The organism is Methylobacterium sp. BTF04 (assembly GCF_010692745.1).
Taxonomy (GTDB): Bacteria; Pseudomonadota; Alphaproteobacteria; order Rhizobiales; family Beijerinckiaceae; genus Methylobacterium.
The window spans coordinates 1-12,022 of record NZ_JAAHTB010000029.1; the positions used below are offsets into that span (position 1 = coordinate 1).

Annotated in this window: 7 protein-coding genes; 2 read left to right on the plus strand and 5 right to left on the minus strand. The window is 60.6% G+C overall.

Going from position 1 to position 12,022, the window contains the following annotated elements; all coding sequences use genetic code 11:
• Position 1: 1 nt before the first annotated feature.
• From G3T14_RS16300 to G3T14_RS16315, 4 genes are all read right to left on the minus strand, one after another.
• Positions 2-1,219, minus strand: coding sequence for a hypothetical protein (locus G3T14_RS16300; protein WP_163643599.1), 1,218 nt, complete (start codon positions 1,217-1,219; stop codon positions 2-4).
• A 321-nt stretch (positions 1,220-1,540) separates the two neighbouring features.
• A complete protein-coding gene (locus tag G3T14_RS16305; RefSeq protein WP_163643600.1) occupies positions 1,541-2,812 on the minus strand; it encodes a hypothetical protein in 1,272 nt (423 codons plus the stop codon).
• Positions 2,813-2,926: 114 nt separating this feature from the next.
• A complete protein-coding gene (locus G3T14_RS16310) occupies positions 2,927-4,840 on the minus strand; it encodes a DEAD/DEAH box helicase family protein (RefSeq protein ID WP_163643601.1) in 1,914 nt (637 codons plus the stop codon).
• A gap of 487 nt (positions 4,841-5,327) precedes the next feature.
• On the minus strand, positions 5,328-7,832 hold the full coding sequence (locus G3T14_RS16315; RefSeq protein ID WP_163643602.1) for a recombinase family protein: 2,505 nt from the start codon (positions 7,830-7,832) through the stop codon (positions 5,328-5,330).
• Positions 7,833-9,128: 1,296 nt separating this feature from the next.
• Between G3T14_RS16315 and G3T14_RS16320 the strand changes: the two genes are divergently transcribed.
• Positions 9,129-9,605, plus strand: coding sequence for a hypothetical protein (locus G3T14_RS16320; protein ID WP_163643603.1), 477 nt, complete (start codon positions 9,129-9,131; stop codon positions 9,603-9,605).
• Between the two features lie 1,340 nt (positions 9,606-10,945).
• Positions 10,946-11,167: a hypothetical protein gene (locus G3T14_RS16325; RefSeq protein WP_163643604.1), complete on the plus strand. Its 222-nt coding sequence runs from the start codon at positions 10,946-10,948 to the stop codon at positions 11,165-11,167.
• A gap of 193 nt (positions 11,168-11,360) precedes the next feature.
• Here the strand turns inward: G3T14_RS16325 and G3T14_RS16330 are convergent, their stop codons facing one another.
• Positions 11,361-11,999, minus strand: coding sequence for a 2,3-bisphosphoglycerate-dependent phosphoglycerate mutase (locus G3T14_RS16330; protein WP_163643605.1), 639 nt, complete (start codon positions 11,997-11,999; stop codon positions 11,361-11,363).
• Positions 12,000-12,022 lie beyond the last annotated feature (23 nt).

The following is a 12,022-nucleotide window of genomic DNA, read 5'->3' on the forward strand; positions in this document are numbered from 1 at the left end:
TTTACGCTACGCTCGCCACCCCAAATCCACCGCCCTCATGAATAAGACGGGCTAGTGACTCGTCCGTCTTGAAGGGGATCGGCTCCCAGCGTCCGTCGCGCAATTGGTGCGACTGCGAGCGGTAAACCCACACGCCGTTGTAGCGCATGATGTTCTCGCGACGCATGAAGACAAGGAGTCCAAGACGGCGGCCGGTGAGCTGACCTAAAGCTGGAAGAAGAGCGTCGGACAGTATGCCAGACGCTATACCCTTCTCGACGATTCGTCCAAACTCATCCTGATCGGGCGCGAACCGTGACTTCGAGGGTGCCGCGCGCTTCGGGATCACGATCCTGCCCTCGAAGGCAATCGGCACTTTTGCGTCAGCGCAGGTCTCCCGCAGTATCGTTTTGATCCTGCTGAGATAGGTCTCACGAATGGTTTTTGCGGCTAAACCTTGTCCTTCCTGCGATTTATTCGCTGCTATGTAATCATGCACGCGCTCAACGTCGTAGTCCTCCAGTTTAGAGACATTTGGCGGAAGCCAAGCGATTTCGTTGACGAATTCCTGGAGATCGGAGCGCGTGTAGCTGTCGATCGGTTTATCACCGGTAATCGCCAGAAAGATCGCTCTACGGTGTTCGAGGTAGCCGATCTCGGGGTGATGAGGATCGCCGTAGGTCTTCTTGCGGCCTTCGATAAAGCGCTTGGATGCGGTGCTGAACGGTGGGCCTTTCGGACCATCCTTCGTGCCCAGCATGGCTCTGATGGCGGCGAGTTCGGCCATGACGGGATCAGGGCGCGCAGCGATGGCGACCGAGCTCATGCCGAGCATGCCGCGGGCGGTATTCTCGTCTTGGAGGGCTGAAACGATCGGCACCTCCAAAAAGGGTCCGCGTGCTGATGACTCCGGTTTCATTGCACGGGTGCAGCCGATGTGGCTCAGCGCATCGAAGACGGCATCAACAGCGGGCACGCGAATGTCGTCAGGCAACGCACAGCGGTCGAGGACGGCGAGACCAAGCAATGCCGGCAGGGCAACCGTAAGCTGTTGCTCGATGCGCCTGCGGCTGGCTGCAGGGTCGACAGCGTCCAATGGGCTGCTCCGGATACGCTCGAATTCGTAGCGTGCTATTCCCGCGAGGATGTCGGCAATCCGGCGCGCCCGCGAATTCGGCACTTGTCCGATCGTCACCCGAATCGGCGCTAAGCGCAAATCTGGGTCGAGGGCCTTCGGCAAGCGGATCTGAAAGACAGGGGTCCTACCATTGCGGGTGAGATGACGGCTCGGCACGCGTGTACAATCCCGTGTACATGGCGGGCGGAGGAGCTTTGTGAGAGCGGCTCAGCCTATGCGAGAAAATGTGGCGGAGAGGGGGGGACTGTACCCCGGATCGCGCTTTCCCTAGGGGAAACAGGACTTTCATTGTCCGCTTTCAATTGCCGTGTGTACCACCGAAGTGTGTCTCCGGCCAAGCCGTAATCCAGTCGATGCAGCGCCGAATGGCGACGGACGTCGTCCTTTTCGGGGGGCGCGACCGATGCAGGAAGGTGGCATCCGTCACTGGCTCGCGTAGACCGTCATGGCGATGCCGAACGTCTCCTTCAGGTACGCCTCGGTCCCTGCCAGCAGTTCCAGCTGAGACGTGATCGCCTTTGCGCGCGAGAGACCCGGCTGCACGACGAAGATGCGGAATTCCGGAACGAGATGCGGCAGCTTCCGCAGGATTGCCTGCACGGTATTCGCGTCGCCGCGCTCGAACCGCGTGACGTAGGCAGTCCCGGCTTTCGCGGCCGCCTTGCGACGCAACTCGTCCCGATGGCGCAGGTGCCGGAGCAAGGCCTCGACGTCTCCTCGCCAATGAATGCTGCGCTGGGCCTGCCCGCAGACGGCGTAGAGGTCGTCCACCCGGGCGCCCGCCGTCGCATCCTTCGAGAACTTGCAATGGTAGAGGTGCACGAGGACGCGGTTGCCCACGACCCGCACGCAGACGATGTCCGCGGCCTCGCCCGCGCCGTCGTCGTCGAACACGATCTCGAAATGGGGATCGTATGCGGGCGCGAGGACCGTCTCGATGACCCGCCGTTGAATGGAATCGGGGTGTTTCGCGGTGGTCTGGGATTCCTTGCGAAGGTTGATCCCCGACCAGTCGAGCGTCTCGATCCTGTCGCGGTCGAACGGTCGGCGGTCCGGGGTCGGCGGCAGTTCGTAGAGCTCGTTGTGCTCCAGGGACGCCCCGTTGGCGAAACGGATCACCGGCGTCTCGCGCCGGAACCATTCGGTCAGGCTTCGGCGCCGTCGGTTGGTGAGCACGAAGGCCTCGAAGCCGCGCTCGCGCTCGAACTCGACGCTCTCGCCACGGAAGCGGACTTGGTAGTCGGCGAGCTTGGCGCCGGCGGTGACCCGAAAACGGATCGGTCCGTCGTCGGTGAAGTCGAGGATGTCGAGGCTGGCCTCGTAGAGCGGTACGGCCTCCCCGTCGATCTCAATGCGGATCACGTCCTCGCTTCGCAGGAGGAACTCCTCGGGCCACTCGATGACCACCGGGACAAGCTTAGGCCGCTCAGTCAGGGGACGAGGCAGGATCACACCGCTAAAGACCTGCTCCGTCGAGATGGTCTCGTCGACCAGCTTTGCTCCGACCCGGTGGCACCACTCGATCCACTCGGCGAGGTCGTAGGCAATCCGATAGGACCAGATGCGGCCCTTCTGCGAGCAGCCGGTGGTCACGCGACCGCCGTTTTCGTAGCCGTTGCCGAACAGGTTCGACTTTTTCTTGTTCTGCCGGATCGCCTCCGGCAACGCGTCTGAGATGTCCGTCCCGACGTGCATGCTGAAACGCGTGTTCTGGTTGATGACGTGGCTCAGGCCGAGGTTCGTCAGGACGAGGCGGGTGACCCCGTGCAGGCAGCGGAAGATCCGCTCGCCCTTGATTAGGTTGGCACCCTAGCCCGCGACGGCCTTCGCCAGGGCCTCGTGGTCCGAGCCGTTGTTCGAGCTGTTGATGTAGAGGAGACCGCGATCCTGGTCCCAGTGCACGACGTAGAGGTGCCATTCCCTGTTGCGGAGCTGCCTGACGTCCCCCCAGGGCACCTCCTCGTGCTCCTCGGTGATGAAGAGCATGAGCTTGGCGCCCTCGTTGACCACCGGCCCCCAATGGACGCCCGCCGGACCGACGCCCTCCTCGAACCGGTCCGGCCGCCATGCCGCGCAATCGGTGCGGTAGACCACGGCGCTCATTTTCGGGAAGATGTTGCGTAGCGAGACCTCCTGGGGCACCTCGCCGAAGCCTTCGAGCAATTCGGAGCGTCGGGCCTGCCGACCCGTGGCACCCTCGCTTAGGTCCCTGAGGATGACGTTCCAGTCGGCGTCCTCGGCATAGAGTTCCTGGAGGGCGTCCTCGACGCGGGGGTCGGCGACGTTCGCGATCATCGTCGCGTCCCCAAGGTCGGCCCGGAAACGCGTGAAGCGCCCGGTGAACTGCAGGGTGATGGCGAGGCTCTTGTGCGGGTCGTGAATGGCAGCGATCTTCAGTTCGGGCAGGTCGAAGCCCTCGCCCAGCATGTCCACGCATACGACGATGCGGCTTTCCCCCGCCCGCAGGCGCCGCAACGCCTCCTTTTGCTCGCGTCGCTTCAGGCCGCTGTGGAGCAGCACCGGCGCATGGTGCGGAGCGAGCCCGGCGTAGATGCCCAGGACCGCCTCTGACCGCGCCTTGTCGTCCGCGCGGGCCATGACGAGGTGTCCGAAGCCGCGCCCGAGGTCGGCTTCGAGGCGATCGATCGCAGCGCAGGCGATCGCGAGGTCGGCCTCCTCCCGGTCGAATTCGTCGACCGCCAGGAATCCGATGGGCTTGAAGTATCCCTCCGACTGCGCCTTCCGCAGCGGGTAGTTGAACAGGACGCGTCCGTCGACGAGCTTTCCGTCCCGGCGGAACGGCGTCGCCGTGAACTGGACGACGGGCTTGCCCGCGAAGTGCGTCCGGAAACCATCCCAGGAACGCGCCGGGACGTGATGGGCCTCGTCGATGAAGAGATGGCTGCAGACTTCCGCCATGCGGCCTTTCACGGCTTCGGCGCATCGCCCGGCGATGCTCATCGTCGTGACGACCACGTTGCAGCGGAGGAAGATCTCGTCGACCTCCGCCGCCGTTCGCGGCATGTGTTCGAGCATGCCGACGACGGGGTGACCGGCTCGCCCGTCGAGCACGCCGAGCTGGCGCAGCAGCCCCATCGTCAGGAACTTGTCCCCGACCTGCTTGCGCAGGGCGTCGCCGGGCACGACGACGAGCAAGCGCGGAAGGCGCTCCCAGGCGAGGACCGCCAGCATTGTCTCGGTCTTGCCGGTGCCCGTCGGCATGACGACCGTGGCGGGCGTGTTCGAGATCGTCCAGTGCGCGAGTATGGCGTAGAGGGCTCCCGTCTGGGGCGGACGCAGGCCGACCTCAACGACGCGCTCCCCTTCGCGACGCTCCTCTCGGAAGACGAACGCGCCGCGAAAGCTTTCCAGGGCATGCGTGCATCGGGCAGCGAGCGCCTCGACGTCGAAGTCGCCCGGATCGTCTGCCGCTGGCTTGATCCAGGCGCCGTCCACCCTGCCGCGGGCGAGCTGCGCCGGATGCGCCACCCGCAGCAGGTCCGCGACGTCGCCGCCATCCACCACGCGCCTACCCACGACCATGCAGGCCAGCGTCCCATCAGGCCGCGTCAGGCTACGCGCGAGAACGGACCCTACGCGTGCCTCGTCGACCCGATAGGTCTCCCGGGCGAAGGTTCGGGCGACTTGCCGGATGAGATTTCCGAGGACCCTGCCATCCAGGGCCAGCTGCACCGGTAGGTCGAGTTCGAGGGAAGGTGGCATGGATACGTTCGTCGAGCGGAATGCCTCGGGTCGGGCGGGGATGGTACACCCTAGATTGCGGAGCGCGAGCCCGCCATGTCGTGCGATGCCCCGGAAACGATATCCGGTGGATGGATGTGGCATGTCCCGCTAGCAGGTGCCGATCCGCTGGATCGGTCCGGGCCGATCTGGATCGAGGCCGCCTGGGCAACAGCTTGCACCAGGGTTCATCGTTGGTCCGCAAGCGGGACGCCTCAACTTGATTTGAGAATGCTTTTGTGACCCGGGATGCGCGACAAAGAAGCATTTTGAAGAGCCGACAATATCCTGAATACAGCCGGCCCTTAAATAGAAAGCAGTCCTGGGAGCGAACCGGTCACAGTCTTCGACGACAGCACCTCTTTCGGTTCGGACCAGATTCAAGTTTGCATATTAGGAGGGAGCATCTAGCATGCAAAATGAATTGCGACCTAACAACCTATACGTTAGTTTCGCATGATGCACAAACCTACCTTGGACCAGATATCAGTTTTGTTAAATTCCGATCTGCTGGCCACCACCCCTGATCTTTGATGAACATCATTCCGTTTTTCGAGAGGTGAGACGCAAGCTGCACACTAACGTTGCACCAGGATTGCTTGAATCCTCGCTCCTCCATAAGCTTGAGAATTTCGTATTTATCGATTGGCTTTAACATTTCGTCGCAGACAGATTGAAGTATTGTTGGCGAGTTAATGATTCTACCTTCAAAAACGTTCGAGTACCTCGATTTGATAGAAGGGTTTTTCAACCAATAGACATTTGTTGTTGAGCTGCAAAAAATCTTTGCATTGCGAATTGTCAGGGGTCGGACCCCATAAATTGGATGACTAAAGTGCTCATAAGTTTTAGAAAGAGAAAGCATAAAAGATATATCAGCAAAGTTTAGCGGCTTGTCTGCAAATGAAAGAACATCAACGATATACTGAACAGCACCACTCTCTTTGTGTAATTTCTTTCGGTGCTGATCGAGGGACTGTAGGGGCTTGTCATAGCTATTAGGCGTTGAGGGGTCATATTTAACGAGCGGGTATGGCCTTTGTCTCAGCCAATACCCAGATCCTTTCAAATTAATGAAATCAATTTGATTTTTTACAATGTATTTTAGACTTGTGAAGCCAGGTTTTGCGGAAACATCAAAACCTTTATTTTGCAAAAGGGGGATGATTTCTGAAGTAAGCATTGGGTACGACGATTCTGCAAGGATTTCCATTAGCGCCTTACGCGCTGGCTCCAGATCGAGTTTATCATTTTCCTCAATGGCAAGGGAGGAAAGTTCGTCACTCGATAAGGGGGGGAGCTCAACGACCAAATTTGCCCTCGCCCATTCTTGCAGAGCAACGACACTTTCCATCTGGAATGTGTCGTTGCTCTGCAAGTTTTTGCCGGCGTCGACAGCTACGAGGTCACCCACACGGCTAAAAATCTCCGCCCGGAAACCCTGTTTGTGTTTTGGAGAGGAATAAAGAACGACCCTCTCAATCAATGCTCGGAAGCGAGCAGAAACCCCGTCGTCCAAAGCTTCGGATCCATCGGCCCTGTTTAATCGATCGGCTAGCGATGATAAAGCCCTTCTATAACTATCGATAGAAGCCTTATCAATCTTGAATGAAAACTTTGCACTTAATTCATTACGATGAAGCGCCGTGAAATCTGCTTTCTGCTTTTTCAAATCAGAAATCTTCGGATTGAGTGTTTCGTAATCACCACCGTTCGCGAGCGCATTGACCAGATTGTCAATCTGGACTGATATCCGCTCAACATCGGCCTTGTAACTATTTGCTCTTCTCGCATTTTTTGATGTCTCAGCTGCCCTTGCTGCATTGTGGGCATTTAGATAATCCTTAAATGACTCCTGATTATGGCTGAGGTAGGTTGTTACGGCTAGCACTACAGCGTGGTCAACGACATCCGCGTAATGCGACTTAGTGTTGGTGCATAGAAACTCCTGGTCTTTGAATATAGAGCTTCGACAACGAATTCTTTGGCGCCCCGCTTCGCCCATACTCGACCTAATCATAGTACCGTTGCACACGGAGCAGAAAATCTTTCCCGTAAGTAAAGCCTTTCTTCCTCCAGCAGAGCGTTTTTGCTTAATTGTAATCGCCCCTCGTACCGCCTGGACCCGATCGAATAAGTCTTCTAATATGATTTTCTTATGCAGCCCCGCTTCTTTGATCCACTCACTTTCAGGCCGGATTTCGATGCGATGAGCTTCTGTTTCGGCATCAGCTTCTCGATGTATGCGATTAGCGAGATTTTTTCCGTAGTAGACTGGGTTATGCAGAATGCCACTTCGCAGCATGCTGGAACCATCAGTAGATCTAACGACCCGAGATAATATTCTGGCTTTCCAAGTCGCACTTCGGGGGGCAGGAACTTTCTCGGAATTCAAAATGACACAAATATCAACAAGGCTCATTCCTGTCGCTGCCCATTTGAAAATGCGAACGACTTGGCGAGCTTGGTCTTTATTCACATCGAGATGGCCTTTTTCACCGTTAACTATTGCAGCCCTGTAACCATACGGCACAGATGAAGATCTAAGTCCGCGGTAAAGCTTGGCTTTAAGTGCTCTTATGACCTGCTCGCTACCAGTCTCCAGCTGGAGTTCGGCAGCGATGGCAAGCGCCATCAGTAATATATTATTAAGCTCACCCTTATTAATGGTTATTATTGTGACTCTGTGTTGTTTGCATAAATCATTAAACATTAGAATATGTCTAAATTTACGGCTTAGGCGAGTAAGTTCGTCAATTAGTACAATATCGAACTCATTATTTTTGATTCTGCGCTTCAGCTCTTGGAAACCAACACGGCTGCTTGCATAGCGGCCAGATTTAACATCTCCGATTTCGGCCATAATCCGCCAATTTAAGCTTTTAGCAGCGTATCGCCGCGTCGCACCCTGCTGATCAGGTACGCTAAGCTCTTGTTTGTTGGTGGAGGCGCGTGCGTAGGTTGCGACCCTCATAGCCTTGACGCCCTCTTCGAAAGCTCAGGTCTCTCTCTTACGTCGCGAGACATGCACGCCCCTTACGACACAAATGTTTGCCGCAAGATTGATATCGCCGTCCTGATGGACGGCGATATCTTCCGAGGTTAATTTTTTGCGCTGTTGTGGTTCTTTGCGAAGTCGGCCTCGGGAGTGGTCTTGGCACTCTCCATCAATACGACCGACAGGCGCTCATGCAACTCACGTCGTACGTCGACTTGAGCGATCACGACCATGAAATCACGTACAGCGGCATCGAGTGCGTATTTAGGCAGTGTAGGTCGCGCTTGTCGCAATCGCACTCTTATTTCTGTCTGGAAGCGCAAACGACACTCCTTTTGATTGCCGTAGTCAGCCGAGGCCGGGTTGTTCGACAGGATCGATGTCAGTCCCGTTCTCTATTCCGCAGCGGCATCGCGATTGTCAGCTGAGCCCTTCGGTGCCGCGCTGGCCTTGGAGCGTGCGCGGCGACCGTTAGACCGTGGCTTACCCTTCTTCGCTGAGGCCACCTCAGTCTGATCGTCAGCTTCAGCCGTTGTGGTGTTAGACCCAGTTCCTTCTACCGGGTCCACGGGCGGGAGCCCTGGGGATGCCACTCGGGGCATCCTCTGGACTTCATCCCGACCAGGGATGACGACCATGGCTGGCTTAACCTCTCCTACGCTTGCCTCCGCCTTCGACTTGTCATGCGCCGCCACGGGGAAACCCGGGAGAATGGCGGCGGAGGGCGGCCCCGGATGGACCATGCCTCTCGCCGCCTCCGGTGATCTCACCTTGGCCTGGACGGGCGATCGAACGGGCGGGGGATTATCCCATCCGAAGAAACGGGCGATGGCGTTGAGCATGGTTGAACCTCCGTTGCGTGAGGTTCGAGTGTCCGCATCCGATACGGTCACGCCAAATCCGGCCTGGACCCCGTGTCCCGACTGGCCATGGATGTCATCCCAGATTTGCCAGCCGCACCGAGAATTGGCGCTTATCCGACGCGAATCGGGGCAGCATCGCGATCCTCGCCATCCCGGATCCGGTCCGGGCTTCGGACCACGATGAGGGTGGATCCCAAAATTATTGTTGGCATCCCACTTGGAACAAATCGTGAACGTGCTCTCATAACGGCTAAGCCGGGATTCGTCCGGCCGATCATGGAGCATCTCGATGTCCCGTCCGTCCGAAAGGCTCCCCGATGTTGGACATCCGCGGCCGAGTCCGGGACCCCGTCTCGGTGCCACAGAGGCCACGCCGTCATTAGGAGGGGCAACCGCCCGGTCGACGCGCATGCTCTCGCTGGCGACGGCAACGCGCGATTATGCCCGCTTCGTCGAGGGCGGAACGTTCGACCGACTGCCCTCATCGAACCTCAGGTGCCTGTTTGAGGCGATGGGTCCCGACCTATGGGCCTGGCAGTATGCGCTGCGGCTGACGCAGCAAACCGCCTGGCGGTGCCGGCCCGAGATCGACGAGGAGATCGAGAGGACCCTGGCCATGCGCGCGATGACCAACGGCATCGAGACGTGGGTTCGGGCCCTGGCGGCGCTCGATACGCGGATCGAGCGGGCCCGTATCCATGGGGAGCCGATGCCGCAGGCGCTGGCGGTCCCGGCCGATGTCCTTGCCGTCCTCGAAGCCCGCAAGGCGGCAGCCCTGGAGCGGATCGCCCGTAGGCGGGGACGCGCCGGCGAGGGCGATACGGACCCGGCGGCGATCCCGGACGCGGCCGTGCATCAACCGCCTCTCCCAGGCCGCCCGGCTTGATGTCCCAGCTTCGGGACGATCGCACCACGACGGACGACGAGACGATGACCATTGCCAGGCATTTCCCTTCCCAGCGACCCGTCCCGCCCTCCGAAGACCGGTCTCCGACGACCGTACCCGGGACGCCCGGCGGCTCAACGCGCTCGGTGAGGCGCCCCCCGGGCTTGCCGGTCCGTTTCGTGACGCGCATGAGCCGTGCGCTTGACGCCGCCGTCGCCGACTGCGCGCGTCGCGAGGGTATTACCGCCGGGGCGTGGGTGCGGCGCAGGCTCCTGGAGAGGGTCGAGCTGCAGTCCGCGGCCGATGCCCGAAGCGGTCGGCCCGTGCGCCGGCCGGACGAGGACGCCGCGGCGATCTCAGCCGCAATCCGAGAGCTCGCCGCCGTGAACGCCGCCATTTCAATGAAGGACCTCCCCGCGGCTCGGCTGAGCCTGACGACCGTACGCGAGCTTTTGATTCCCCTCGTTATCAGGCGAGCGGCGCGATGATCTCGGGGGCGACGCGCGGGCGAGGCCTCGGCAGTGCCCTCGCCCGGCACCTGATGAAGGCTGAGAACGATGTCACGGTCATCCCGGCCCGCGGGCTCGGAAGCGTGACCCTGGCCGAGCAGATCCGCGAGCTCGTGGCCGGCTCGCTCGGTGGCCGCACCGATCGGGTGGTCTACCACGTCCACATCGATCCGGGTCCGGGGATTTCCGACAACACCGCGGCCCGCGTGCGGTGGTGGGCACTGTTCGAGGACGAGTTCGATTTGACCGGGCAGGCGTACTGCGGCGTCGTGCACGTCAAGGCCGGCCGGCCTCACGAGCACCGCGTGTATTCCCTCGTTCGGCCGTCCGGGGCAGTCGTCAATCTCTCCTGGGACTATGCCCGTCGGGAAAAATGCGGCCGTATCGTCGAACGCGAATTCGGAATGGCACCGGTCGCCTCGAAGCACGCCCGATCCGTCGTTCGGACGTTGAAGGCCGAGGGACGCACCGACGTGGCGTCCTGGCTGGAGGCTTCCGGAACGACGGAATCGACGAGGCCGATCGCGCCGCTGACCCCGCAGGAACGCCTGATCCAAGATCGAACGGGTATAACCCTGGACGACCTTCGCCGGGCGGCCCTGGCGGCTTGGCGGGCAAGCGACGACACCGTGACGTTCGTGGCTGCCTTAGCTGCCCGTGGGCTCGTTTTGAGGGATGGACGGGTCGGTGCCGTCATCGTCGACGCGAGCGGGACGGCACACCTCGCCACACGGCTGATCGGCGCGGCGGCACGACGCTTCGAAGGAACGCGTATCCCGGCGGCGGACGTCCACGCACGCTTGGCAGGTTTCGAACCGGAGGAGACGAGACATGGATTACGAGATCGCGCAGCGGCTGGACAGGCAGGACCGGGTGTTGGCGGCAATCCTGGCCGCGTTGGCGCCACCGGAGACCGAGACGGAGGAAGGGTCGGGCTTCGACGATCTGGTGGAAATCCTGGGGGACCTGACCGTGGCGGTCTCGGACGTGACGGCCGCGATCCAAGCACTGCGCTCGGAAGGCTCCGAGCGCTCCCTGCCGGTCGAGCGCTGATCCTGCACCGGCGCCTGACGGGCCTTGACATCACCCTCGACCGGTACGGTGCAGATGTCGGGCGCGCCCGATCGGCAACGGATCGAATGGAGGCCGAACGCGACTACGAGAACCGCCGAGCGTGGTTGCTCTGGGGCAAGCGAAACATCTGGGGATTGCCGCTGACCTGAGACCGTATCCAGCAGGGGATCGTTCAGCCGATCACCATGCGCGTGTCGATGGTCGTGTCCGGTGCGAACCCGTAGACCCGGATCGATCCGGTCGCGAGTTCAAGGGATTCGATCTCGTCCGGCCCCAATCCTTCGAGGGCCATCACCAGGGCCCGCAACGAGTTGCCGTGGGCGACGACCAGCGTCGGACCTCGCATCGCCGCCGGCTGGATATACCTCAGGTGAAAGGGCACGACCCGGGCGACGGTATCCCGAAGGCTTTCGCCGTTCGGCGGCTGTCCCTTGTAGGAGCGCCGCCAGCCCTCGATCCGCTCCGCCCCGAAACGTCCGTAGGCGGTCTCCTTGCCGAGACCGCTGAGGTCGCCGTAGTCGCGCTCGTCCAGGGCGGCATCCCGTCGGGGCACCAGATCGGCTTGACCCAGGGCATCGAGCGCCAGCCGCGAGGTCACGATGGCCCGCGCGAGGGTCGAGGTAAAGGCCGCAGCGAAGCGAAAACCTTCATCCTGCAAGCGCATCCCGGCCGTGCAGGCTTCCCGTCGGCCCTGCTCGGTGAGAGGTGAATCGAGCATTCCCGTGAAGAGGCCGTCGGCGTTCGCCTGGCTCTGGCCATGGCGGACCAGGACGAGGCATCGTCTCGGTGTGGGTTCGGAGGAGGCGAGCACGCGGGCTCCTGGCGACGGGTGAT